General features: G+C 62.3%; 24 protein-coding genes and 1 pseudogene. 16 read left to right on the top strand and 9 right to left on the bottom strand.

Annotated features, from left to right (window positions below; genetic code table 11):
• The first annotated feature begins 5 nt into the window (after positions 1-5).
• Positions 6-596 carry an LON peptidase substrate-binding domain-containing protein gene (locus CD58_RS25030; RefSeq protein ID WP_025215655.1) on the top strand — a complete coding sequence of 197 codons (591 nt, stop codon included), beginning with the start codon at positions 6-8 and terminating at the stop codon, positions 594-596.
• A gap of 154 nt (positions 597-750) precedes the next feature.
• Here CD58_RS25030 and CD58_RS25025 read toward each other — a convergent pair whose 3' ends face one another.
• Both CD58_RS25025 and CD58_RS25020 read right to left on the bottom strand, forming a co-directional pair.
• Positions 751-2,067, bottom strand: coding sequence for a bifunctional DedA family/phosphatase PAP2 family protein (locus CD58_RS25025; RefSeq protein ID WP_025215654.1), 1,317 nt, complete (start codon positions 2,065-2,067; stop codon positions 751-753).
• 200 nt (positions 2,068-2,267) lie between these two features.
• A complete protein-coding gene (locus CD58_RS25020; RefSeq protein ID WP_025215653.1) occupies positions 2,268-2,945 on the bottom strand; it encodes a DNA-3-methyladenine glycosylase in 678 nt (225 codons plus the stop codon).
• Positions 2,946-3,131: 186 nt separating this feature from the next.
• Between CD58_RS25020 and CD58_RS25015 the strand changes: the two genes are divergently transcribed.
• The 12 genes from CD58_RS25015 (at position 3,132) to lipA (ending at position 14,564) form a co-directional block, all read left to right on the top strand.
• The gene (locus CD58_RS25015; protein ID WP_025215652.1) at positions 3,132-4,403 is read left to right on the top strand and encodes a glutamate-5-semialdehyde dehydrogenase; all 1,272 of its coding nucleotides are present in this window, start codon (positions 3,132-3,134) and stop codon (positions 4,401-4,403) included.
• Position 4,404: 1 nt separating this feature from the next.
• Positions 4,405-5,088, top strand: a complete 684-nt coding sequence (gene nadD, locus CD58_RS25010; RefSeq protein ID WP_025215651.1) for a nicotinate-nucleotide adenylyltransferase — start codon at positions 4,405-4,407, stop codon at positions 5,086-5,088.
• Between the two features lie 71 nt (positions 5,089-5,159).
• Positions 5,160-5,654, top strand: coding sequence for a ribosome silencing factor (gene rsfS, locus CD58_RS25005; RefSeq protein WP_025215650.1), 495 nt, complete (start codon positions 5,160-5,162; stop codon positions 5,652-5,654).
• 9 nt (positions 5,655-5,663) lie between these two features.
• Positions 5,664-6,131 carry a 23S rRNA (pseudouridine(1915)-N(3))-methyltransferase RlmH gene (gene rlmH / locus CD58_RS25000; protein ID WP_003185785.1) on the top strand — a complete coding sequence of 156 codons (468 nt, stop codon included), beginning with the start codon at positions 5,664-5,666 and terminating at the stop codon, positions 6,129-6,131.
• 10 nt (positions 6,132-6,141) lie between these two features.
• Positions 6,142-8,037 carry a penicillin-binding protein 2 gene (mrdA, locus tag CD58_RS24995; protein ID WP_025215649.1) on the top strand — a complete coding sequence of 632 codons (1,896 nt, stop codon included), beginning with the start codon at positions 6,142-6,144 and terminating at the stop codon, positions 8,035-8,037.
• Between the two features lie 31 nt (positions 8,038-8,068).
• Entirely contained in the window at positions 8,069-9,172 is a 1,104-nt protein-coding gene (gene rodA / locus CD58_RS24990) for a rod shape-determining protein RodA (protein WP_049867000.1), read from the top strand.
• Between the two features lie 17 nt (positions 9,173-9,189).
• The gene (mltB, locus tag CD58_RS24985) at positions 9,190-10,200 is read left to right on the top strand and encodes a lytic murein transglycosylase B (RefSeq protein ID WP_025215647.1); all 1,011 of its coding nucleotides are present in this window, start codon (positions 9,190-9,192) and stop codon (positions 10,198-10,200) included.
• Positions 10,200-11,210, top strand: coding sequence for a septal ring lytic transglycosylase RlpA family protein (locus tag CD58_RS24980; protein ID WP_025215646.1), 1,011 nt, complete (start codon positions 10,200-10,202; stop codon positions 11,208-11,210). The genes mltB and CD58_RS24980 overlap by 1 nt, the downstream gene beginning before the upstream one ends.
• 168 nt (positions 11,211-11,378) lie before the next feature.
• Positions 11,379-12,536, top strand: coding sequence for a D-alanyl-D-alanine carboxypeptidase family protein (locus CD58_RS24975; RefSeq protein WP_025215645.1), 1,158 nt, complete (start codon positions 11,379-11,381; stop codon positions 12,534-12,536).
• Positions 12,537-12,617: 81 nt separating this feature from the next.
• Entirely contained in the window at positions 12,618-12,893 is a 276-nt protein-coding gene (locus tag CD58_RS24970) for a DUF493 domain-containing protein (protein ID WP_025215644.1), read from the top strand.
• Positions 12,893-13,540: a lipoyl(octanoyl) transferase LipB gene (lipB, locus tag CD58_RS24965; protein WP_025215643.1), complete on the top strand. Its 648-nt coding sequence runs from the start codon at positions 12,893-12,895 to the stop codon at positions 13,538-13,540. Before CD58_RS24970 ends, lipB begins: the two co-directional genes overlap by 1 nt.
• 1 nt (position 13,541) lies before the next feature.
• Positions 13,542-14,564, top strand: coding sequence for a lipoyl synthase (lipA, locus tag CD58_RS24960; RefSeq protein ID WP_025215642.1), 1,023 nt, complete (start codon positions 13,542-13,544; stop codon positions 14,562-14,564).
• A 1,382-nt stretch (positions 14,565-15,946) separates the two neighbouring features.
• On the opposite strand, the gene CD58_RS30930 is transcribed toward lipA, so the two are convergent.
• Positions 15,947-16,246: a hypothetical protein gene (locus CD58_RS30930; protein WP_144238629.1), complete on the bottom strand. Its 300-nt coding sequence runs from the start codon at positions 16,244-16,246 to the stop codon at positions 15,947-15,949.
• Positions 16,219-16,344 carry a hypothetical protein gene (locus CD58_RS31625; RefSeq protein WP_256572709.1) on the bottom strand — a complete coding sequence of 42 codons (126 nt, stop codon included), beginning with the start codon at positions 16,342-16,344 and terminating at the stop codon, positions 16,219-16,221. The genes CD58_RS30930 and CD58_RS31625 overlap by 28 nt, the downstream gene beginning before the upstream one ends.
• A gap of 152 nt (positions 16,345-16,496) precedes the next feature.
• Here CD58_RS31625 and CD58_RS24955 point away from each other — a divergent pair.
• Positions 16,497-17,428 (top strand): annotated as a pseudogene (locus tag CD58_RS24955) (S66 peptidase family protein).
• Between the two features lie 130 nt (positions 17,429-17,558).
• Here CD58_RS24955 and CD58_RS24950 read toward each other — a convergent pair.
• The 5 genes from CD58_RS24950 to leuS all read right to left on the bottom strand — a co-directional run bounded on the left by CD58_RS24950 (position 17,559) and on the right by leuS (position 23,745).
• Complete coding sequence (locus CD58_RS24950) at positions 17,559-18,881, bottom strand: lytic murein transglycosylase (RefSeq protein ID WP_025215641.1); 1,323 nt, start codon at positions 18,879-18,881, stop codon at positions 17,559-17,561.
• Positions 18,882-18,953: 72 nt separating this feature from the next.
• Positions 18,954-19,118 (bottom strand): alternative ribosome rescue factor ArfA, encoded by a 165-nt coding sequence (gene arfA / locus CD58_RS24945; protein ID WP_003185764.1) that lies wholly within the window; start codon positions 19,116-19,118, stop codon positions 18,954-18,956.
• A gap of 249 nt (positions 19,119-19,367) precedes the next feature.
• Positions 19,368-20,405 (bottom strand): DNA polymerase III subunit delta, encoded by a 1,038-nt coding sequence (holA, locus tag CD58_RS24940; RefSeq protein WP_025215640.1) that lies wholly within the window; start codon positions 20,403-20,405, stop codon positions 19,368-19,370.
• A gap of 39 nt (positions 20,406-20,444) precedes the next feature.
• On the bottom strand, positions 20,445-21,050 hold the full coding sequence (lptE, locus tag CD58_RS24935) for an LPS assembly lipoprotein LptE (protein ID WP_025215639.1): 606 nt from the start codon (positions 21,048-21,050) through the stop codon (positions 20,445-20,447).
• An 88-nt stretch (positions 21,051-21,138) separates the two neighbouring features.
• Positions 21,139-23,745, bottom strand: coding sequence for a leucine--tRNA ligase (gene leuS, locus CD58_RS24930; protein WP_025215638.1), 2,607 nt, complete (start codon positions 23,743-23,745; stop codon positions 21,139-21,141).
• Between the two features lie 305 nt (positions 23,746-24,050).
• Here leuS and CD58_RS24925 point away from each other — a divergent pair, with 305 nt between their 5' ends.
• A complete protein-coding gene (locus CD58_RS24925) occupies positions 24,051-24,371 on the top strand; it encodes a hypothetical protein (protein ID WP_025215637.1) in 321 nt (106 codons plus the stop codon).
• 103 nt (positions 24,372-24,474) lie between these two features.
• On the top strand, positions 24,475-25,236 hold the full coding sequence (locus CD58_RS24920; RefSeq protein ID WP_025215636.1) for a YdcF family protein: 762 nt from the start codon (positions 24,475-24,477) through the stop codon (positions 25,234-25,236).
• Positions 25,237-25,350: the final 114 nt, after the last annotated feature.

Genomic DNA, 25,350 nt, shown 5'->3' with positions numbered 1-25,350 from the left:
TGTTTATGAGCTTGCCGCTTTTCCCGTTGAACACCGTACTGTTCCCCGGTTGCATCCTCGATTTGCAGATTTTCGAGGCGCGCTACCTCGACATGATCGGTCGCTGCATGAAAAAGGGCGAAGGGTTCGGGGTGGTGTGCATCCTCGATGGCGAGGAAGTCGGCATCGCGCCTGACGGTTACGCGCGGGTCGGTTGTGAAGCACGCATCACCGATTTCTCCCAGCAGGACAACGGCCTGCTGGGCATTCGTGTGCAGGGTGGACGGCGCTTTATCGTGCACGGCAGCAGCGTCCAGCCGGATCAATTGACGGTCGCTGAAGTCGAGTGGCTCGAAGATGAACCGGAACAACCGCTACAGGACGAAGATGCCGACCTGGTGGCCTTGCTCAAGGCCCTGGCCGAGCACCCGATGGTCGAGGCGCTGAACATGGGCACCGAAGCGACCGGCCAGCAATCGCTGGCCAATCAACTGGCCTACCTGCTGCCGTTCAATGAACTGGACAAGATCGACCTGCTGCAACTCGATGACCCCCAGCAGCGCCTGGATGCGATCCAGGCTTTGCTCGATGAGTTGCAGGGCGAGCTGTTTGCCTGACTCAACTCATATTTCACTGAATAACACTGATCCCTTGTGGGAGCGGGCTTGCTCGCGAATGCGGAGTGTCATCCGACACAGGTGTTAAATGACCCACCGCATTCGCGAGCAAGCCCGCTCCCACATGGATCTCCAGTGTTCATTGGTCCGCCGCTCAATAGGCATACCGCAACATCGCATGGGGCAGGTGCCGCAACGCAAAGAAGCTGAACATCGCCACCATCGCCGGCAGAATCAACCACCAGATTTTCGGCGGCATGGCCGGCAGCGGTGTCTGGCGCTGGCTCAACCACAACACGGCGGCGCAGATGCAGGCGGCGAGCATGGCCCCGGCGACGACGTCGCTCGGCCAATGGGCCCCCAGATACACCCGCGACAGGGCAATGGCCAGCGCCGGCAGACAGGCCAGCAACAACCAGGTCAGGCGCATGCGCGGTGGTTGTCCGCGACCGGCCAGGATGGCGAGGCTCAGGAACAGCGCGAATGCACCGGAGGCATGGCCGCTGGGCATGCTGTAGCTGGTCAGTGGGTCGGTGAGGATTTCCGGGCGCACGCGGGCGAAGAAATGCTTGCTGCCGGTATTGGCCAGGGAGGTCAGCAACATCGTGCCACCGGCAAAGATAGCCTGGCGCCATTGACGCGCCAACAGCAGCAGGCCGGTCAGCAGGGCGCTGAAAATCAGCATGTTGCGGAATTCGCCGATCAGCGTGAAGGTCACGGCGATCTCGTCCAGCGTTGCGCTGCGGTGTTCCTGGACCAGGGCCACCAGCCCCTGGTCGAACGCCGTCAGGTAACGAAAACCGATGAACAACCCGATCAGGATCACCAGGCCGATGCCGGCGATCAGCGCGGAGGCGTGGCGATGGCGACGTAGGCTGCTGTTGACACTCAAGCCGATCATCACCGCGATGCTGCCGATGACGACGCCGGCCTGTGGCCAGAAACCTTCGGGCAATGGCAGGCGGAACGCCGCCCCGGTGGCCCAGCCTGGCAGCAGATACGCCACGGTCCAGCCTGTCGCGGCCAACAGGCTGACAGCGGCGAAGCGCGGGAACGGCATGTCGCACATCCCGGCCACCATCGGCAGCATCGGCCGCAGCGGGCCGATAAAACGGCCCACCAGCAAACTGGCGATGCCGTAGCGCTGGAAATAGTTTTCCGCCGCGCTCATCCATTCCGGATGATGCCGCAGCCCAGGCAGGCGGCGGATGTTCTGGTGGAAATGCCGGCCGAGGAAATACGACACCAAGTCCCCCAGCAACCCACCGAGCAGGCCCAGCAACAGCGTTTCACCGAGGGACAACGCCCCGCTGCCGGCCAGCACCGCGATGGCAAACAACAACACGGTGCCCGGCACGATCAGCCCGGCGATGGCCAGGCACTCCACACAGGCGACGATAAACACCGCCACCGCCAGCCATTGCGGGTTGGCGGTCAGCCAGCCGGTGATGCTATCGAGCCATGGGCCCATAAAAACAACTCCATTGAAGATTGATTGGCATGCAGTTTTCTGTGTGAGCGAGCCTGCTGTGAATGAAAATTCAAGATTACTGAAGATTCAAACTGTGGGAGCGGGCTTGCTCGCGAATGCGGTGTGTCAGATAAATCAATGTCAACTGACACACCGCATTCGCGAGCAAGCCCGCTCCCACAGGGGGCTGCGGTATTTCATCAAAGCAAAAAATAATCGCGCCCTTCGACCTGCCCACGACGCAGCGGGTTCCGGGTGCACCACGGCGCGTAGGCGGCGTCGACGAAGCGATAGAGCAAGTGTTCGTCCCGGCCCAGGGGAATGCCCAGGCGGGTGGTCTGGATCACGTTGACCGTCGGCACCCCCACGTCCTCCACCAGCAAGCGCTCGGGGTCGAAGCGTTTGGCGTCCCAGTCCGGCACTTTCAGCCCCAAGGCCTTGCACAGCAAGGTCTGGCCGGCACAGAGTTTCTGCGACGCGCGCGGGCGGCCCTGGGCGTCGGGGTTGTTCAGCAGCATCTGCGCCAGGCTCGCCGGGCCGGAGACCGTATCGACCCAGGGGTAGGCCGATTTGATCAACACCGCATTGCCGGGGCCCTGGGCGCTGAAGTTCAGCGAGTCGCCACCCCGGGCGTAGTACATATAGATGTGCCCGCCATCCAGAAACAAAGCCTTACGTTTTTCCGTATAGCCCAACGAGGCATGGCTGCCTTTTTCGGCGAAGTAATAGGCTTCGGTCTCGATGATCCGCGCACTGAGCCACAGGTCGCCGACCTTGTGGCGAATGACTTTGCCCAGCAGGTCCTGGGCCAGCACTTGGGCATCACGGTCAAAAAAAGCGTGGGGCAGGGCGTTTGGCGGACGAGGTGAATCGGTCATGGCGATAAACAAAGGGAGGCCAAAGGAAGCGCGATGATAGCAATGGAAAGCTTAATCACCGCTGAACACTGACAATTTCTGCAGGATTTGCTCCTCCGCCGGTCACCACCGTGAGTCCACGCTGTTAGTCGAGGGTTACGACAGCTATAATCTGCCGCTTTCCTCTTTGCCAAGACCACACAGACCATGACTGAGTCCGTTCTTGACTACATGACCCGCCTGGGTCGCGCCGCTCGCGAAGCGTCGCGCATCATCGGCCGTGCCAGCACCGCGCAGAAAAACCGCGCCCTGCAGGCCGCCGCCAATGCGCTGGACGCTGCGCGCGCCGAGTTGTCCGCCGCCAATGAGCTGGACCTGGCCGCCGGTCGGGCCAACGGCCTGGAGCCGGCCATGCTCGAGCGCCTGGCGCTGACGCCGGCCCGCATCGACGGCATGATCGTCGGGCTGCGTCAGGTCGCGGCGCTGCCGGACCCGGTCGGGGCGATCCGCGACATGAGTTATCGGCCGTCGGGCATCCAGGTCGGCAAGATGCGCGTGCCCCTGGGCGTGGTCGGGATCATCTACGAGTCGCGGCCGAACGTGACCATCGACGCCGCCAGCCTGTGCCTGAAGTCGGGCAACGCGACCATCCTGCGCGGCGGCTCCGAGGCCATTCATTCCAACCGTGCCATTGCCGCCTGCATCCAGCGCGGCCTGGCCGAAGCCGATTTGCCGGCCGCCGTGGTGCAAGTGGTGGAAACCACCGATCGCGCCGCCGTCGGTGCGCTGATCACCATGCCCGAGTTCGTCGACGTCATCGTGCCTCGCGGCGGCAAGGGCCTGATCGAACGGGTCAGCCGTGATGCTCGCGTGCCAGTGATCAAGCACCTGGACGGCATCTGCCACGTCTACGTCAGCGCCCACGCCGAGCTGCCAAAGGCCCAGCGTATCGCCTTCAACGCCAAGACCTACCGTTATGGCATCTGTGGCGCGATGGAAACCTTGCTGGTGGACCAGGCCGTTGCCCAGGACTTCCTGCCGTCGATGGCCGCCCAGTTCCGCGAAAAAGGCGTCGAGCTGCGCGGTTGCGAGCGCACCCGGGCGATCATCGAGGCGGCGGCCGCCACTGAAGAAGACTGGAACACCGAATACCTGGCGCCGATCCTGTCGATCCGCGTGGTCGACGGGTTGGACCAGGCCATCGAGCACATCAATCGCCACGGCTCGCACCACACCGACGCCATCGTCAGTGAAAACCTGGGTGAAACCCGGCGGTTCGTGGCCGAAGTGGACTCGGCGTCGGTGATGATCAACACCCCGACCTGCTTCGCCGACGGCTTCGAATACGGATTGGGTGCCGAGATCGGCATTTCTACTGATAAGCTGCACGCCCGCGGCCCGGTGGGCCTCGAAGGCCTGACCTGCGAGAAGTACATCGTGGTCGGTGACGGCCAGTTGCGCGGACAGGGGCCGGTCTGACTTGGGCGACCTCGACCCGTCAGCCGCTGTGACGACAACCCCGCCCCGGCGCATCGGTATCCTGGGCGGCACGTTCGACCCGGTGCACATCGGCCATTTGCGCGGTGCGCTGGAAGTCGCCGATGCCTTGGCCCTCGATGAGCTACGCCTGACGCCCAGCGCCAGGCCGCCGCACCGGGATACGCCGCAGGTGTCGGCGCAAGACCGTCTGGCGATGGTCGAGTGCGCGGTGGCCGGTGTGGCGCCGCTGGTGGTGGATGCCCGCGAATTGCAGCGGGACAAACCGTCCTACACCATCGATACCCTGGAGCTGATGCGCGCCGAGCTGGCCGCTGATGCCCAGGTTTTTCTGCTTCTGGGCTGGGACGCATTTTGCGGCCTGCCCACTTGGCATCGCTGGGAAGAGTTGCTCCAGCATTGCCACATCCTGGTGCTGCAACGCCCGGATGCCGACAGCGAGCCGCCGGATGCCTTGCGCAACCTGCTGGCGGCCCGCTCGGTGAGCGACCCGCTGGCCCTGAAAGGGCCGAGCGGACAGATTGCATTCGTCTGGCAGACGCCGCTCGCGGTATCCGCCACCCAGATCCGTCAACTGCTGGCCAGCGGTAAGTCGGTACGTTTCCTGGTGCCCGACGCGGTCCTGGCCTACATCGATGCGCACGGGCTGTACCGTGCGTCGAACTGAAAAAGGCGCGCTTCAAGGCACGTGAATGCGTGTAGCGAAGCGCCCGAACATACGAGCAAAACGAGTTTTATATGACTGACAAAGACGTAAGCAAAGTAAAGCGCAAAGGCACGTTCAAAAGCGCCCCGCTGCCCGTAGAGGCGCATACCGGCGTGGTCCTGGCGGGCGAAGAGCTGGTCAAGGTCGCCGTGGCCGCCCTGGAAGACGTCAAGGCCCAGGACATCCAGGTGATCGACGTTCGTGAAAAGCAGAGCATCACGGACTACATGATCATCGCCACCGGTACCTCCAACCGCCAGATCGGCGCGATGCTGGACAAGGTCCGCGAAGCGGTGAAGGCCCAGGGCGTCAAGCCACTGGGTGAAGAAGGCAAGGGCGACAGCGACTGGGTCCTGCTGGATATGGACGATGTCATCGTGCACATGATGACCGCCTCGGCGCGCCAGTTCTATGACCTGGAACGCCTGTGGGCCGGTGCCGAGCAGAGCCGTTCGGCCAGCGCCGCGCACCACAGCCCGGAAAACAGCCATGAGCACTTCACCAAGCTCAACAAAGACCAGCAATAAGGGACCGCTGTGCGACTGCGCCTGATCGCCGTCGGTTCTCGCATGCCCAAGTGGGTGGAAGAAGGCTGGCATGAATATGCCAAGCGTCTTCCTTCCGAGCTGGCCCTGGAACTGGTGGAAATTCCGCTCAACACCCGTGGCAAGAATGCCGACGTGGCGCGCTTTATCCGCCAGGAAGGCGAAGCCATGCTGGCCAAGGTCGGGCCGAACGAGCGGATCGTCACCCTCGAAGTCCACGGCAAGCCCTGGAGCACCGAGCAACTGGCGGTCGAACTCGATCGCTGGCGGCTGGACTCGCGCACGGTCAATTTCATGGTCGGTGGCCCGGAAGGGCTGGCGCCGGAAGTCTGTGCCCGGGCCGATCAACGTTGGTCGTTGTCGCCGTTGACGTTGCCGCACCCACTGGTGCGGATTCTGATCGGCGAACAGTTGTATCGTGCCTGGACAGTCCTGTCCGGGCACCCTTACCACAAGTAACCCTGCCCTCATGCCTCAGCCGATCCGCATCAAGGACCACGAAAAAGACGCCCGCCTGGTGCGGGGCCGCGTCGTGTTCGGTGCCATTACGGTGGTGACGCTGATCTGCGTGCTGATCGCGCGGCTGTATTTCCTCCAGGTGATTCAATACGAGTACCACTCGACCCTGTCGGAAAACAACCGCGTGCATGTGCAGCCGATTCCGCCGACCCGCGGGCTGATTTTCGACCGCAATGGCGTGGTGGTGGCGGATAACCGGCCCAGCTTCAGCCTGAGCATGACCCGTGAACGCTCCGGCGATTGGCAGCATGTGCTCGACGTGATCGTCGAAGTGCTGCAGCTGACGCCCGAGGACCGGGCGATTTTCGAAAAGCGCATGCGCCAGGGGCGGCGCCCGTTCGAGCCGGTGCCGATCCTGTTCGAACTGACCGAAGAGCAGATCGCCCTGATCGCCGTGAACCAGTTCCGCCTGCCCGGCGTCGAGGTGGTGGCGCAGTTGGTGCGGCATTATCCCCAGGGGCCGCACTTTGCCCACTCGGTCGGCTACATGGGGCGGATCAACGAGAAAGAGCTCAAGACCCTCGATCCGGTCAATTACAGCGGCACCCACCATATCGGCAAGACCGGCATCGAGCGCTTCTACGAGCCTGAACTGCATGGCCAGGTGGGTTACGAAGAGGTCGAGACCAACGCCCGTGGCCGAGTGTTGCGGGTGCTCAAGCGCACCGACCCGATTCCCGGCAAGGACATCGTCCTGAGCCTGGACATCAAGCTGCAGGAAGCCGCCGAAGCGGCGCTGGGCGGGCGCCGTGGCGCCGTGGTGGCGCTGGACCCGAACACCGGCGAGGTCCTGGCGATGGTCAGCCAGCCGAGTTTCGACCCGAACCTGTTCGTCACCGGGATCAGTTTCAAGGCCTACTCCGAGCTGCGCGATTCCATCGACCGGCCCTTGTTCAACCGCGTGCTGCGCGGCCTGTATCCGCCGGGCTCGACCATCAAGCCCGCCGTGGCGATTGCCGGGCTGGACTCTGGCGTGGTGAACGCCTCGAGCCGGGTCTACGACCCCGGCTATTACCAACTGCCGAACTACGATCACAAATACCGCAACTGGAACCGCACCGGCGACGGTTACGTGGACCTGGAAACGGCGATCATGCGCTCCAACGACACCTACTTCTATGACCTGGCCCATAAGCTGGGGATCGATCGGCTGTCGTCCTACCTGGGCAAGTTCGGCATCGGCCAGAAAGTCTCCCTGGACATGTTCGAAGAATCCCCCGGCCTGATGCCGTCCCGGGAGTGGAAGCGCGCGACCCGGCGCCAGGCCTGGTTCCCCGGCGAAACCCTGATCCTGGGGATCGGCCAGGGCTACATGCAGGCAACGCCGCTGCAACTGGCCCAGGCCACGGCCCTGGTGGCGAGCAAGGGCAAGTGGTATCGCCCGCACCTGGCCAAGACCATCGAAGGCCAGAAGCCGGTGGATCCGAACCCGATGCCGGACATCATCCTGCGCAATCCGTCGGACTGGCAAAAGGTCAACAACGGTATGCAGCAGGTGATGCACGGCGCCCGGGGGACCGCGCGCAAGGCGGCCATCGGCGCGCAGTACCGCATTGCCGGCAAGAGCGGTACGGCCCAGGTCGTCGCGATCAAGCAGGGCGAGAAGTACGACCGCTCCAAGGTCCAGGAACGCCACCGCGACCACGCCTTGTTCGTCGGTTTCGCGCCGGCCGACAACCCGAAAATCGTCGTGTCGGTGATGGTCGAGAACGGTGAGTCGGGCTCCGGCGTCGCCGCGCCCGTGGTGCGCCAGATCATGGACGCCTGGCTGCTGGATGAGCACGGCCAGCTCAAGCCTGAATACGCAAGCCCCACCACTGCGGAGGCTACGGCCCGTGAAGAATAATTTCGACCGGATCCTCTCCAGCGAAGACGTGATGCGCCGTCGCGCCACGTTGTTGCAGCGCATGCACATCGATGGGCCGTTGCTGATCCTGCTGCTGACGCTGGCCGCCGGCAGCCTGTTCGTGCTGTATTCGGCCAGCGGCAAGAGCTGGGATTTGCTGGCCAAGCAAGCCACCTCGTTCGGTATCGGCCTGGTGTCGATGGTCGTCATCGCCCAGCTCGAGCCGCGGTTCATGGCGCGCTGGGTACCGGTGGCCTACGTGGTGGGCGTGTGCCTGCTGGTGGTGGTGGACGTGATGGGCCACAACGCCATGGGCGCTACGCGCTGGATCAACATCCCCGGGGTGATCCGCTTCCAGCCTTCGGAATTCCTCAAGATCATCATGCCGGCGACCATCGCCTGGTACCTGTCCAAGCGTTCCTTGCCGCCGCAGCTCAAGCACGTGTGCATCAGCCTGTTGTTGATCGGCATCCCGTTCATCCTGATCGTGCGCCAGCCGGACCTCGGTACCTCGCTGCTGATCCTGGCTGGCGGTGCCTTCGTGTTGTTCATGGGCGGGTTGCGCTGGCGCTGGATTCTCAGCGTGATCGCCGCCGCCGTGCCGGTGTCGGTGGCCATGTGGTACTTCGTGATGCACGACTACCAGAAGCAGCGCGTCCTGACCTTCCTCGATCCCGAGAGCGATCCGCTGGGCACCGGTTGGAACATCATTCAGTCCAAGGCGGCCATCGGTTCCGGCGGGGTATTCGGCAAAGGCTGGCTGATGGGCACCCAGTCGCACCTGGACTTCCTGCCGGAAAGCCACACCGACTTCATCATCGCGGTGATGGGCGAGGAGTTCGGCCTGGTGGGTATTTGTGTGTTGCTGTTGATCTACCTGCTGCTGATCGGCCGCGGGCTGGTGATCACGGCCCAGGCCCAGACATTGTTCGGCAAGTTGCTCGCGGGCAGCCTGACCATGACGTTTTTTGTTTATGTTTTCGTCAACATCGGTATGGTCAGTGGCCTGTTGCCGGTTGTGGGGGTGCCGTTGCCATTCATTAGCTACGGAGGAACTTCGCTGGTGACGCTACTGTCAGCGTTTGGGGTTTTGATGTCGATCCATACCCATCGTAAGTGGATCGCGCAGGTTTGAATAAGGTGAAGAGTTTAATGCAAGCAATGCGTGGCTGGTCGACGCGGCATGCGCCGTGGATTGGCCTGGTCGGCTTCCTGGGCGCTGCGCCGCAGGCCTTGGCCGGCGACTACGAAGGCTCGCCCCAAGTGGCCGAATTCGTCGGTGAAATGACCCGCGACTACGGTTTTGCCGGTGAACAGCTGATGGGGGTGTTCCGCGAGGCCGAACGCAAGCAGTCGATCCTCGATGCGATCTCCCGGCCCGCCGAGCGGGTCAAGCAGTGGAGCGAGTACCGGCCGATGTTCATCACCGAGGCCCGCGTTGCCCGGGGCGTGGACTTCTGGCGCCAGCACGAGGCCGCGCTGGCCCGTGCCGAGCAGGAATACGGCGTGCCGGCCCAGGTCATCGTGTCGATCATTGGCGTCGAGACCTTTTTTGGCCGCAACACCGGGAATTTCCGCGTGATCGACGCGCTGTCGACCCTGGGCTTCGATTTCCCACCCCGCGCCGAGTTCTTCCGCAAGGAACTGCGTGAATTCCTGCTGCTGGCCCGCGAAGAGCAGGTCGACCCGCTGACGCTGAAGGGTTCCTACGCCGGGGCCATGGGCCTGCCGCAGTTCATGCCCAGCAGTTTCCGCGCCTACGCGGTGGACTTCGATGGCGACGGCCACATTAATATCTGGACCAACCCGACCGACGCCATCGGCAGTGTTGCCAGCTATTTCAAGCGCCACGGCTGGGAAGCCGGGCAGCCGGTGGTCAGCCGCGCCGACGTGCGTGGCGACCGCGTCGACGAGGGCCTGACCGAAGGCCTGGAGCCGACGAAAACCGTCGGGGAGTTGCGGGCGTTGGGCTGGTCGAGTCATGATGCGCTGCGTGATGACATGCCGGTCACCGCGATCCGCCTGGAAGGCGAGCAGGGCCCCGAATATTGGATGGGCCTGAAGAATTTCTACGCGATTACGCGTTATAACCGCAGCGTGATGTACGCCATGGCCGTACATCAACTGTCTGAAGAGCTGGTCAAAGCACGGGGCGTCAAATAATGCGGGCATTGCCTACCTATCAACCCCTGAAGCTCGTGGCATTGGCCGCGCTGTCGCTGTTGGTCGTCAGTTGTTCGACCAGCCGCGCCCCGGCCCAGAAAAACACCACCGCCGTGCGCGCCACGCCGGGCCTGGACATCAACCGTGCCCACAAGGACGGCGCGCCGTGGTGGGACGTGGACGTCTCGCGCATTCCCGACGCGACGCCAACCCTGCACACCGGCCCCTACAAGGCCAACCCGTACACGGTGCTGGGCAAGACCTATTTCCCGTTGTCCGAGTCCAAGCGCTACGTCGCTTCGGGCACGGCGTCCTGGTATGGCACCAAGTTCCACGGCCAGAACACCGCCAATGGCGAGGTGTATGACCTGTATGGCATGAGCGCGGCCCACAAGACCTTGCCGCTGCCCAGCTACGTGCGGGTGACCAACTTGGACAACAACAAGAGCGTGATCCTGCGGGTCAACGACCGTGGGCCGTTCTACTCCGACCGCATCATCGACTTGTCGTATGCGGCGGCGAAAAAACTCGGTTACGCTGAAATCGGCACCGCGCGGGTCAAGGTCGAAGGCATCGACCCGCAGGAATGGTGGGCCCAGCGCGGCCGTCCGGCGCCTTTGATGCTCAACGAGCCGAAAGTGGCGCAAAATGCCGCGCCGACCGTGACGGCGTCCACCGGTACGGTCGAGCAATGGACGCCACCGCCGCAGCAACACGCCGCAGCCGTGGTGCCTATGCAGCTGGACGCAAAAAAAAACGCTTCTGCAACAGCGTCTGGCCAGTATCTGCAAGTGGGCGCGTTCGCCAACCCGGACGCTGCCGAGCTGCTGAGGTCGAAGCTCAGCTCGATGGTGAGCGCCCCGGTGTTCATCAGTTCGATCGTGCGCAACCAGCAGACACTGCATCGGGTGCGCCTGGGGCCGATCGGTTCTCCGGGTGAAGTCCAGCAAGTGCAGAACAGTGTGCGCCTGGCCAATCTCGGTTCGCCGAGCCTGGTCACCGCTGAATAATTGAATGAGGCCCGCTTGCGGTTGGAGCGGGTCAGGTTGTTGGCTCCACGCATAATAAAAGCCCGGCAAGGGCAGTGAGTGAGCAACTTAAATACGCGGCAGCTCGTTAGAAAGCTGCCTGTTTTAGTTTTGCCTTCGGGCAGTCCCATTAGCGATTTCGAGAGACGGATGAACATCACCACCTTTGCCAAACGCCTTTGCCTGCTAGTCCCGCTGCTTCTCTCACCGGCCGCGTTCGCGGCCGAGATGATGCCGGCTCCTCCTCAACTGGCTGCCAAATCCTTTGTACTCATGGATGCCAGCAGCGGCGAGGTGCTGGTGGAGAACAACGGTGACCAGCGCCTGCCGCCGGCCAGCCTGACCAAGCTGATGACCGCCTACATCGCGACCCTGGAAATTCGTCGCGGCCAGATCGGTGAAAACGATCCGGTGACCGTCAGCGAAAACGCCTGGCGTACCGGCGGTTCGCGGATGTTCATCAAGGTCGGTTCGCAAGTGACCGTCAGCGACCTGCTGCACGGCATCATCATCCAGTCCGGCAACGACGCCAGCGTCGCCCTGGCCGAGCACATTGCCGGCAGCGAAGATGCGTTCGCCGACATGATGAACAAAACCGTCGCTGACCTGGGCATGACCAACAGCCACTTCATGAACCCTACCGGCCTGCCGAACCCCGAGCATTACTCGTCGGCTCACGACATGGCGGTCCTGGCGCGGGCGATCATCCACGAAGACCCGGCTCACTACGCCATTTACTCCCAGAAAGAGTTCTTCTGGAACGGCATCAAGCAGCCTAACCGCAACCTGCTGCTGTGGCGCGACAAGACCGTCGATGGCCTGAAGACCGGTCACACCGACGAAGCCGGCTATTGCATGGTGTCTTCGGCTGTTCGTGACGGCATGCGCCTGATCGCGGTCGTCTTCGGCACCAGCAGCGAAGTGGCCCGTGCCGCCGAGACCCAGAAGTTGCTGACCTACGGTTTCCGCTTCTTCGAAACACAGACCTTCTACCAGAAGGGCACCGAACTGGCCCAGGCCCAGGTCTGGAAAGGCACCACCAACCAGGTGAAGGCCGGCTTGGCCCAGGACCTGACCATGACCCTGCCCAAAGGCCAGCTCAAGAAGCTCGCTGCCAGCATGACCATGAACCCGCAACTGACCGCCCCCATCGCCAAGGGCGATGTGATCGGTAAAGTCGAAGTCAAATTGGACGACAAAGTGGTGCACAGCGCTGACCTGATCGCTCTGGACGCGGTCGAGGAAGGTGGTATCTTCCGCCGCATGTGGGATAGCATCCGTCTATTCTTCTACGGCTTGTTCAACTGATTTAAGTGTTGACCTGCATGGCCCCGTTCCTATCCGGTGCGGGGCCATGTTCGTTACCACGGCTTACGAGGCCGTTACGCCATGACAGACTCCGAAGTAAACGCGCCAAAAATCGAATTCCCCTGCGCGGATTATCCGATCAAGGTAATCGGCGACACCGGTGTGGGTTTCAAGGACCGGATCATCGCGATCCTTGAAAAACATGCCACCGTTGATCACAAGACCCTGGCCGAACGCCAGAGTACCAACGGCAAGTACACGACGATCCAGTTGCACATTATCGCCACTGGCCAGGAACAGCTGTACGACATCAACAGCGAGTTGCGCGCGACCGGTTTCGTGCACATGGTGTTGTGATGTCGTGCACGCTGGGCTTTCGCGAGCTGGGTCGGATGGCTTACGAGCCGGTCTGGCATGCCATGCAACGCTTCACCAACGAGCGCGGCAACACCGCCGACGATGAAGTCTGGCTGGTGGAACACCCTCCGGTGTTCACCCAGGGCCAGGCCGGCAAGGCCGAGCACCTGTTGCTGCCGGGGGATATTCCGGTGGTGAAGGTCGACCGGGGCGGGCAGGTGACCTACCATGGCCCTGGCCAATTGGTCGCCTACCTGTTGCTGGACGTGCGCAAGCTGGGGTTTGGCGTACGTGAGCTGGTCACGCGCATGGAGACATGCCTGATCGAGCTGCTGGCCAGCTATGGCGTGACCGCGGCAGCCAAGCCGGATGCGCCGGGTGTCTACGTCGACGGGGCGAAAATCGCTTCCTTGGGCCTGCGGATCCGCCACGGCTGTTCGTTTCACGGCCTGGCGTTGAACGTGGACATGGACCTTTCGCCGTTTCGACGGATTAATCCCTGTGGTTACGCGGGGCTGGCAATGACCCAGCTGCGCGATCACACAGGATCGATTGAATTTGCCGAGGTAAGTGCCCGGCTGCGCGCGCAGCTCGTCAAACACCTCGACTATGCTGAGCAGACGACCCTTACGGGCGGAATCGACTGATATGACTACTGATGCAGTGCAAACCATGATCCCGACGCTGGATGTTACCGAGCGTCCGGCCCCGCGTGCCAAGGTAGAGGCCGGCGTCAAGCTGCGCGGCGCCGAAAAGGTTGCACGCATCCCGGTGAAGATCATTCCGACCACCGAATTGCCGAAGAAACCCGACTGGATTCGCGTACGCATCCCGGTGTCTCCGGAAGTCGACCGTATCAAGGCCCTGCTGCGCAAACACAAGCTGCACAGCGTCTGCGAAGAAGCTTCCTGCCCGAACCTGGGCGAATGCTTCTCCGGCGGCACCGCCACGTTCATGATCATGGGCGACATCTGCACCCGGCGCTGTCCGTTCTGTGACGTCGGCCACGGTCGGCCGAAGCCATTGGACGTGAACGAACCAGAAAGCCTGGCCATCGCCATCGCCGACCTGAAGCTCAAGTACGTGGTCATCACCTCGGTGGACCGCGACGACCTGCGTGACGGCGGTGCCCAGCACTTCGCCGACTGCATCCGTGAAATCCGCAAGCTGTCGCCGAACGTGCAGCTGGAGACCCTGGTGCCCGATTACCGTGGGCGCATGGACATCGCCCTGGAAATCACCGCCGCCGAGCCACCGGATGTGTTCAACCACAACCTGGAAACCGTACCGCGCCTGTACAAGGCTGCGCGTCCGGGTTCGGATTACCAGTGGTCGCTGACGCTGCTGCAGCGCTTCAAGCAGATGATGCCGCATATCCCGACCAAGTCTGGCTTGATGCTGGGCTTGGGTGAGACCGATGAGGAAGTCATCGAGGTCATGCAGCGTATGCGTGAGCATGACATTGATATGCTGACCTTGGGGCAGTACTTGCAGCCTTCGCGTAGTCACTTGCCGGTGCAGCGTTTTGTGCATCCGGATACCTTTGCCTGGTTTGCTGAGGAAGGGTACAAGATGGGGTTCAAGAACGTGGCTTCGGGGCCGTTAGTGCGGTCTTCGTATCATGCGGATGAGCAGGCTAAGTTGGTCAAGGCTGAGCTTTTGGGGTCCTGATTTAGCGTTGGTTTTTTGGGTGGTGTGAATATCCGTTGCTGCGGTAACGGCTACTTAGGGTTCCGCTCTTACAGCGGGTCACTTTTGAAGAGCGCAAAAGTAACCAAAACGCTCTTGCCCCACCACTCGGCACCTCGCCTAGGCTCGGTGTGCCCGAACGCAGGCATTGCTCCGTGGGCCCGCCGCGAAGGGCCATCCATGGCCCAGCGCGGCTACCTCGGCATCCATGCCGAGGTGCCCACTGCGCAATACCTGCGTTCGGCCAGCGTGGTTTAACGGGGCGCCTAAGATCAAAAGCACCCGCGAGGCGGCCTTATAGCCGACCTGGCTTAGAGTGAACGCGTTCCTCCTGTGGGAGCGGGCTTGCTCGCGAAAGCGGAGGATCAGTTTGCGGTGATGTTGGCTGTGCGGACGTCATCGCGAGCAAGCTCGCTCCCACAAGGTTTTGTGTTGTGTGCAGATGCTGTGATTACCCGTAACCCCATGTGGGAGCGAGCTTGCTCGCGAAAGCGGTGTATCAGTTTGTGATGTTGTTGGATGTGCCGACGCCTTCGCGAGCAAGCCCGCTCCCACAGGTTTTTGCACCTGCCCAGATATTGTGAGCGCCGCCAAGCCATGTGGGAGCGGGCTTGCTCGCGAAAGCGGAGGATCAGTTTGCGGTGATGTTGGCTGTGCTGACGTCATCGCGAGCAAGCTCGCTCCCACAAGGTTTTGTGTCGTGTGCAGATGCTGTGATTACCCGTAACCCATGTGGGAGCGGGCTTGCTTGCGAAAGCGGAGGATCAGTTTGCGGTGATGTTGGCTGTGCTGACGTCATCGCGAGCAAGCTCGCTCCCACAGGTTTTTGTGTCGTGTGCAGATGTTGTGATTACCCGCAACCCCATGTGGGAGCGAGCTTGCTCGCGAAAGCGGAGGATCAGTTTGCGGTGATGTTGGCTGTGCTGACGTCATCGCGAGCAAGCTCGCTCCCACAGGTTTTTGTGTCGTGTGCAGATGTTGTGATTACCCGCAACCCCATGTGGGAGCGGGCTTGCTCGCGAAAGCGGTGTATCAGTTTGTGATGTTGTTGGATGTGCCGACGCCTTCGCGAGCAAGCCCGCTCCCACAGGTTTTGCACCTACCCAGATATTGTGAGCGCCACCAAGCCATGTGGGAGCGAGCTTGCTCGCGAAAGCGGAGGATCAGTTTGCGGTGATGTTGGCTGTGCTTAAGTCATCGCGAGCAAGCTCGCTCCCACAGGTTTTTGTGTCGTGTGCAGATGTTGTGATTACCCGCAACCCCATGTGGGAGCGGGCTTGCTCGCGAAAGCGGTGTATCAGTTTGTGATGATGTTGGATGTGCCGACGCCTTCGCGAGCAAGCCCGCTCCCACAGGTTTTGCACCTACCCAGATATTGTGAGCGCCACCAAGCCATGTGGGAGCGAGCTTGCTCGCGATGGCGGTGGTTCAGTTACATAGATGCTGGATATGCCGCGCTGTTGCTTTGCTTTGCTTTGCTTTGCTTTGCTTTGCTTTGCTTTGCTTTGCTTTGCTTTGCTTTGCTTTGCTTTGCTTTGCTTTGCTTTGCTTTGCTTTGCTTTGCTTTGCTTTGCTTTGCTTTGCTTTGCTTTGCTTTGCTTTGGATCTTGATCTTGATCTTGATCTAGGCGCCCCGTTAAACCACGCTGGCCGAACGCAGGCATTGCGCAGTGGGCATCCCGGCATGGATGCCGGGATAGCCGCGCTGGGCCATGGATGGCCCTTCGCGGCGGCCCACGGAGCAATGCCTGCGTTCGGGCATGCCGAGCCTAGGCGAGGCACCGAGTGGTGGGGCAAGAGCGTTTTGCTTACTTTTGCGCTTTTCAAAAGTGAGCCGCTGTAAGAGCGGAACCATAAGCAGCCGTTACACAAAAAACGGATATACACACAGCAAGCCGACAAAGCGGGAAACGCATGGACCTAACCCCAAATCACCCCGTCCCAGCACTCCCACCCAAGGGCGTGATCGCCGTGATCGCCCCCGCCGGCCCCGCCCCCCTGGACACGGAAAAAGCCATCCAATGGATGCGCGCCCAAGGCCACGAGCTGCGAATACTCCCAGGCGTCTACGAAAAGACCGGCTACCTCGCCGGCAGCGACGAAGTACGTCTCAACGACCTCCACACCGCCTTCGCCGACCCTGAAGTAGCAGCGATCATCTGCCTACGCGGCGGCTACGGCACACCACGCCTACTCGACCGCATCGACTTCGAACTCCTCAAACGCAACCCCAAGCCATTCGTAGGCTACAGCGACATCACCGCCCTACACCTGGCCATCAGCCGTTATGCCGGGTTCGTCACCTTCCACGGCCCGCTGCTCAACGCCGACCTGCTGGGCGACAAGCAACCCCCCACCGTCACCTCATTTTTCAGCCTGTTGCGTGGCCAGTTAAAGGCCGGCAGCACGCTGAACCACCCCGCTGAATACCCATTGACCACCGTCGAACCAGGCATCGCCCACGGTCGTCTGCTGGGGGGCAACCTGTCGATGATTGCCGCGACCATGGGCACGCCTTACCAGATCGACGCCGAAGGGGTAATCCTGTTCATCGAAGACATCAACGAGCCCCTGTATCGCATCGACCGCCTGCTGACCCAACTGCGCCTGGCCGGCACGTTGGCACAGCTGCGCGGTGTGTTGGTGGGGGATGTGGCCGGGGTCGATGTTGAAGCGTTGAACCAGCTGCTCAAGCAAACCTTCGAACCGTTGCGCATTCCAGTGTTGTCCGGCTGGCGTAGCGGGCACTGCGATCCGAACCTGACCTTGCCCATGGGGCGCTGGTGAAGCTGGATGCGGGGGAGAAGGTGTTGGTGTTGGAGCAGGATGTGGTCGTCAGCCGCTAGTCATCTAGCGTCTGCAAGTCAGCCTTCGCGAGCAAGCTCGCTCCCACATTTGATCGGGTTTCCAATGAAGGAACGCGGTCGATTGTGGGAGCGAGCTTGCTCGCGATAGCGGCAGCCGCCATAAGGCGAATCAGCGGCTACGCAGCCCTTCCAGCAATTGGTGCGTCGGATACCCATCCGCCGGCCAGCCGAACGACTGTTGGGCGCTGCGGATGGCCTTGCGGGTGTTGGCGCCGATGATGCCGTCCGGGTTGCCGGCGTCGTAGTTATGCTTGCTGAGCAGTGTCTGCAATTCGATCCGTTCGCTGCGGCTCAGGGGGAGGTCGTCCTTGGGCCATTGGCCGTCGATCAACCCGGCGCCGGCGAAGCGCTCGGACAGCAGGCTGACTGCCAATGCATAGGACGAAGAGTTGTTGTACTTGAGGATCGCGCGGAAGTTGTCGAGCACCAGGAACGCCGGGCCACGATAGCCGGCCGGCAGCAGTAGGGACGCCGACAAGTGTTCGGAGCCGGCCGGAACCTGACCGTCGTTGGGCAGGCTGACGCCCAATTGCAGCCATTCGGAGACAGGCTTGCGGATCGTGCCATCGGCGAGAGGGTAGTTGAACCGCGCTTTGAGCCGCACTTCGAACCCCCACGGCTGGCCGCGTTGCCAGCCCGAGCTTTGCAGGTAGTGCGCGGTCGAGGCCAGGGCATCGGTTGCGCTGCCCCAGATGTCGCGGCGACCGTCGCCGTCGAAGTCCACCGCATGGGTGTTGTAGGTGGTGGGGATGAACTGGGTCTGGCCCATGGCGCCGGCCCACGAACCGAGCATTTTTTCCGGCGTGATATCGCCCTGTTGCAGGATCTGCAGGGCGGCGATCAGTTGCGCATGGGCAAAGCCCGGGCGCCGTCCTTCATAGGCCAGGGTCGCCAGGGAGTTGATCACCGACTTGGTGCCCTGGAACTGACCGAAGTTGCTTTCCATGCCCCACACCGCCACCAGGGCCTGGCGATCGACGCCATAGCGCTGCTCGATGCTTTGCAGGATTTGCGCATGTTGGTCGATCAGGGCCTGGCCCTTGCGGACCCGCAGCGGCGACAACGCGCCGTCGAGGTATTCCCACACGGGGCGGGTGAATTCCGGCTGGCTGCGGTCGGCCTTGATCACGCTCATGTCCGGGCTGACGCCGATAAAGGCGCGGTCGAACAGGTCGGCACGGATCCCGGCGGCCAGTGCTTCCTTGCGGAACCCGGCCTGCCATTCGGCGAAGGTCTGGGTGGGCGCAATGGCCAGGTCATCACCGGTCGGCACCACAGGTGGCACGACGGCTGGAGCCGTGACGGCAGGGACTGTCTGGAGCGGTTGGGCGTCGGCGGCGGTAGGTTTTTCGGCGCAGGCGACGAGCAGGGCGACGCTTGCGGCAACGATCATCTGGCGCAGTGGCCAGCGACGGGAAAGACAAAAGGGCATGCACGGGTCCAGAAATACAAATCAGGTGCTGACCTTATCATGCGAAAGGGGTGTAGGGCTTGTCCGGGTGTTTCAAGCTGCCACAAAGCAAGAAGCCTCCCAGTTGTCAGACTGGAAGGCTTCGCGGCGGTAGCTGCCTTTGCCCTTGTTGGGTCGTTCCTGACGACTGCGGAACAGGGGCTGGGCGATGATGGACTTGGCCTTGTTGGGGCCATGCTTGGATGGCTTTTTGCTCATGATGGGATCTCTCGTTGGGGTGGTTTTGCGGGGCAAATCATGGGGCAGAGTTGGGGGGCTGTCCAGTCCTGTATCGAGTAGGAAATGTCGTTTTATGGTGGGGGATTTGCGGCAAAAAGACTTTTGTGGCGAGGGAGCTTGCTCCCGCTGGACCGCGAAGCGGTCCCAGACATCCAGACGACTGCTCCGCAGCCGAGCGGGAGCAAGCTCCCTCGCCACAAGAGCGCCCTCAGGCCTGAAACGGTGGGTTTATTCTGCTGGCAGAGTCAGCCGCTGACCGGCCATCAACAACGACAACCGACTGAGGCTCATCCACGGCGAGCCGGCGGCCTGGCCCTTGATTTGCGCGTCGATGCGCTGGGCTTCGAGGAGCAATTGCGCCCAGCGCGGTGCCGAGTAGCGTTGCAGGGCCTTGCTCATCAGCGGCTTGCGTTTGTCCCACACTGGCGGACGAGCCTGGCTGAAGGCTTTGTCCAACGGCACGCCCTGGCTGTATTGCAGCGACAGGTTGGCCAGCAGGCGCAACTCCCGGGCCAGGGCCCAGAGGATCACGGGCGGCTCGACGCCTTCGCCCCGCAGGCCTTCGAGCATGCGCAGGGCATGGGCGGCTTCACCGTTGAGGATCGCATCGGTCAGCCCGAAGACATCGAAGCGCGCGCTGTCGGCCACGGCGGCCTGCACCGTTTCCACGGTGATCTGGCCGCCCTCGGCCATCAGCTTGAGCTTTTCGATCTCCTGGGCGGCGGCCAGCAGGTTGCCTTCGACCCGGGCAGCGATCAGCTCCACCGCGTCCTGGCTGGCCGAGAGGCCGGCCTGGGACAGGCGTTGGCGGATCCAGCTCGGCAACTGGCTGACGTCCACTGGCCAGATCTGCACGAACTGGGTTTGCTGGCCTTCGACCAGGGCTTTGCCCCATTTGGTCTTCTGCGCACTGCCGTCGAGTTTCGGCAGGCTGATGAGCAGCACCGTGTCTTCGGCCGGCCGCGAGCAATACTCGATCAGGGCGGCAGCGCCTTTGTCGCCGGGTTTGCCGGACGGCAGGCGCAGCTCCAGCAAGCGTTTTTCGGCGAACAACGACATGCTCGCTCCGGCCTGCAGCAGCGTACCCCAGTCGAAACTGGCGTCGGCGGCGAACACCTGGCGTTCGTCGAAGCCTTGTTGGCGGGCGGCAGAGCGGATGGCGTCGGCGGCTTCCTGGCACAGCAGCGGGTCATCGCCGCTGATGATGTAGACCGGCGCGAGGGCGCCTTGCAGGTGTTTGCCGAGTTGGGCGGGGGGCAGTTTCATAAGAGAGGGCGAGCGGGGCGCCGGAGCGCCCCGCAAGGCTTATTGAGCCGGGATTTGCATCGGCGACTGCTGCGGGGTTTCCGCCTCAGCCTTGCGTGCCGCTTCCTGCGCGTCGGCTTCGGCCTTGGCGCGAGCGTCGGCGGTCTGTTGCAACTGCTCCAACTGGGCCGGGCTCAGTTGTTGCAGGCGCAGCATCATGCGCTGGACGAGGTCACGGCGCATTTCAACGCGCACTTCGCTCGACTCCTGGTCGGAACCGGTGATGTTGTTGCCGTCGTGCAGGTAGACCTTCTGCACTTGCAGCTTGTCGTCCAGCAGCGACAGGTTATTTCGACCACGGATCTCATAGTTCAGCACGTTGGTCAGTTCGTACTCCGCCGAACGACCGGCGCCGGCATAGCTCAGGCTCCGCTGGTTTTGCTGTTCACGGGTCAATATCAGCTTGTAGGGGGCGCCGCTGTAGATCCGGACCCCACTGTTTTCCAGGGTGTCGCGCAGCATTTTAACGGTGTCGCCATAAGCGTCCCGGGCGCTGAGGTCCAGCTCTGTGATGGCCAGCTCGGTGGTGCCGGTGCCGCGCAGCTGGAAGCCGCAGGCGCTCAACAGGACCGCCAGGCCCATTACCAGCAGATTACGTTTGATCATCTTGTTGCTCCCCTTGAACCCTATGGGCCGACGGTGCGGCCTCGCAGGTTATATTCGGCGCCAGGCTCAAGCCTCGCGCCCGATCCAATTAGCTTGCGACGATGTTGACCAGTTTGCCGGGCACGACGATCACTTTGCGGATCGTCAGGCCGTCGACGAAGCGCAGCACGTTTTCATTGGCCCGTGCGGCGGCTTCGACTTCTTCGCGGCTGGCGCTGGCGGGCATTTCGATCTGGCCGCGCAGTTTGCCGTTGACCTGGATGACCAGGGTCAGGCTGTCCTGCACCAGCGCGCTTTCGTCCACCACCGGCCAGCCAGCGTCAATCACCGGGTCGGCGTGACCCAGCTGATTCCACAACTCGTGGCTGATGTGCGGCGTGATCGGAGCCAGCAGCAACGTCACGGCTTCCAGGCCTTCGTGAACCAGTGCGCGGTCCTGTTCGGTGGCTTGCGCGGCTTTTTCCAGGACATTCATCAACGTCATCACCTGGGCGATGGCGGTGTTGAATTTGTGGTTCTGGCCGACGTCATGGCTGGCCTGCTTGATGGCCAGGTGGATCGAGCGGCGAACGGCTTTCTGCTCGTCGTTCAGGCGGCTGATGTCCAGTTTGCCCGGCAGGCCCTGGGTGACGTGGGCCTGTGTCAGGCGCCAGACGCGCTTGAGGAAACGGTGCGAGCCCTCGACGCCCGAGTCGGACCATTCGGCGCTCATGTCAGGTGGCGAGGCGAACATCATGAACAGGCGGCAGGTGTCTGCGCCGAACTGGTCAATCATCGACTGTGGGTCGACGCCGTTGTTCTTCGACTTGGCCATCTTCTCGGTGCCGCCGATTTCCACCGGCAGGCCGTCGGCGATCAGCTTGGCGCTGATGACCTTGGCTTTGCTGTCGCGCTCGAGTTCGACGTCAGCCGGGTTGAACCAGGTGTAGGCACCGTTGGCTTCGCGACGATAGTAAGTCTCGGCGACCACCATGCCCTGGGTCAGCAGGTTCTTGAACGGTTCGTTGGAACTCACCAGGCCTTCGTCGCGCATCAGCTTGTGGAAGAAGCGCGCGTAAAGCAGGTGGAGAATGGCGTGTTCGATGCCGCCGATGTACTGATCCACCGGCAACCAGTGGTCGGCCGCGGATTTTTCCACCAGGCCACCTTCGTAGCGCGGCGAGGCGTAGCGAGCGTAGTACCACGAGGACTCGACGAAGGTGTCCATGGTGTCGGTTTCACGCTTGGCCGGCGCACCGCATTTCGGGCAGCTGCACTCATAGAACTCAGGCATGCGCGCCAGGGGCGAACCGGCACCATCGGGGACGACGTCTTCCGGCAGGACCACGGGCAGTTGATCTTCCGGGACCGGTACGTCGCCACAGGCGTCGCAATGCACGATCGGGATCGGGCAGCCCCAGTAGCGCTGGCGACTGATGCCCCAGTCCCGCAGGCGGAACTGGGTGCGGGAGGCGCCGAGGTTCTTCTTGATCAGGGCCACTTCGATGGCATCGAACGCACCGACGAAATCCAGGCCGTCGAACACGCCGGAGTTGATCAGTTCGCCATGCTCGCCGTAGGCGTCCTGCCAGGGCGCCGGGGTCTGGTCACCGGCGCTGGTGCGCACGACGGCCTTGACCGGCAGGTTGTACTTGTGGGCGAACTCGAAATCACGCTCGTCATGAGCCGGCACGGCCATTACAGCGCCGTCGCCGTAATGCATCAGGACGTAGTTGGCCACCCACACCGGGAGTTTCTCGCCGGTGAGCGGGTGTTCGACGAACAGCGAAGTCGGCAGGCCTTTTTTCTCTTGGGTGGCGACGTCGGCTTCGGCAACGCTGCCGCCCTTGCATTCGGCAATGAACGCCTGCAGCTCGGGATTGTTCCGGGCGGCCAGGGTCGCCAGCGGGTGTTCGGCGGCCACGGCGACGTAGGTGGCGCCCATCAGGGTGTCCGGACGAGTGGTGAAAACCTTCAGTGCGCCGGCTTCGCCGATGGAGGCGACGTCGTACGGGAACTGCACTTCCATGCCCCGGGACTTGCCGATCCAGTTGCGCTGCATGGTCTTGACCTGCTCGGGCCAGCCAGTCAGTTCGTCGAGACTCTCCAGGAGTTCATCCGCGTAGGCGGTGATCTTGAAGTAGTACATCGGGATTTCGCGTTTTTCGATCAGTGCGCCGGAACGCCAGCCGCGACCGTCGATCACTTGCTCGTTGGCCAGTACGGTCTGGTCCACCGGGTCCCAGTTCACGGTACCGTTCTTGCGGTAGATCACGCCTTTTTCGAACAGGCGGGTGAACAGCCATTGTTCCCAGCGGTAGTAATCGGGCTTGCAGGTGGTGACTTCGCGGGACCAGTCCACCGCCAGGCCCAGGCTGCGCAGCTGGCTCTTCATGTAGGCGATGTTTTCGTAGGTCCACTTGGCAGGGGCCACGTTGTTCTTCATCGCGGCGTTTTCCGCCGGCATGCCGAAGGCGTCCCAACCCATCGGTTGCAGGACGTTCTTGCCTTGCATGCGCTGGTAACGGGAGATCACGTCGCCGATGGTGTAGTTGCGCACGTGCCCCATGTGTAGCTTGCCGCTGGGGTAAGGGAACATCGACAGGCAGTAGTAAGTCTCCTTGCCTGGCTGTTCACTGACTTCAAAGGACTTGTGCTCGTCCCAGAACGACTGGGCGGCGGCTTCGATTTCACGGGGCTGGTAGTGTTCGTGCATGGCTACTTTTGTACTGAATGGGGTGGCCCAATCCTCTTCGTTGCCATGCTGGACGCAGAACGACGCCGAATGCGGCGTTTTCGATGCCCAGCCGAGCTGGAAGTGGAGTTACAGGAAGCGCCGTAGCATACATGACCGCGCTCTGCCGAGGGAAACCCTGATTGCGTGCCGAGGTATTGTCGAGCCATTGCCGGCCATCGGCCGCAGCCCGCGTTCAGGGCCGTTGGTCGCGGCGCCCTGCCGGTTTGCCCAGCGAAGCTAAGCTTCTCAATGGGGAGTGAGTCTTATCTTCAATGAGGTGAGGGATGGTTGAATCACAACGAAAAGTAACGACGCCTGAGTTGTACGAAAAACTGATCGATCGTCTCGGGGCAGCCCTTGACGCCGCAAGAACCGCCGGTCGTTTGCGTGATGAGCGCCCGGCAGAGCTGGAACTGCGCGGCTTGAGCCCCGCAGAGTTCGAACTGGTCAAGGCTTACCTCGAACAGGTCGGACATCAAGCCCCCAGCAGTGGGGCCCAGGTACTCAAGCGTCTCGATGTGCCCCGTTCGGCCAAGGTTGTGTGGCTCAAGGACCGGACACCTGACAAGGATGCTGTAAAGATCCGGTCGCGGCAGTTCAAGTAAAGCCGGATTCACGCGTGTCGCTTTTTTTGATTCAGGGCTTTTTCGAATCTGTTGTCGCTTTGCGTCAATCCACCTAGGCTTCGGGCATCTATGGAGATGCCCGATGCCGTTTCGCTATTTCATCAAACAACTGTTACTGCCGCCCGGCCTTCTTTTGCTGCTGTTGGCGCTCGCCTGGTGGTGGCGCAACTCTCGGCCGCGCCTGGCCCGCCTGTGTTTTTTCCTCGGGCTGGGTGGCTTCTGGCTGATGAGCCTGCCCGTGGTGGTGCAATGGAGCGCCAAGGCCTTGGAGCGCGAACCGCCGCTGTCTCGCAGCGAATGGTCGAGCCTGGCCCAGCGGGCCGATGCCATCGTGGTGCTGGGTTCTGGTCGCGAGCGCGGTGACCTGGCCTGGGGCGCCGACCAGCCCACCGGCATCGGGTTGGAGCGCCAGCGTTACGCGGCGCGACTGGCCAAGGCGTCGGGATTACCCGTGCTGACCACCGGCGGCTTGCACTACGGCACTCCACCCAGTGAAGCGAAGTTGATGGCCGATTCGATGCTGGACGATTTCGGTGTCACCGTACGTTGGCAGGAGGAACGCAGCCGCACGACCTGGGAAAACGCCCGGATGAGCGCCGAAATCCTCCTGCCGGCAGGCATCAAGCGGGTCGTGGTGGTGACCCAGGCGTGGCACATGCCGAGGGCGGTGATGAGTTTCGAGCGGTCGGGGTTTGAAGTGGTGCCAGCGCCGGTGGGTTTCCTGGGACAGGATAATGCGCGACCGTTGGGCGGCTGGATGCCGGAGTTCAAGTCGATCTGGCAGTCCGGGCAGTTGATGAATGAGGCGGCGGGGCTGGTGGGGTATTCGGTGTTCTATCGCTGAGCATACAAAATGTGTGGGCTGAACATAGTTGTGGCGAGGGAGCTTGCTCCCGCTGGGCCGCGAAGCGGTCCCCCTAAAAACAGGGCCTGCTTCGCAGTCCAGCGGGAGCAAGCT

The organism is Pseudomonas brassicacearum, from assembly GCF_000585995.1.
In the GTDB taxonomy this organism is placed as follows: Bacteria; Pseudomonadota; Gammaproteobacteria; order Pseudomonadales; family Pseudomonadaceae; genus Aquipseudomonas; species Aquipseudomonas brassicacearum_A.
Note: the sequence above shows the minus strand (reverse complement) of the source record. Positions and strands in the feature narration are given on the sequence as shown.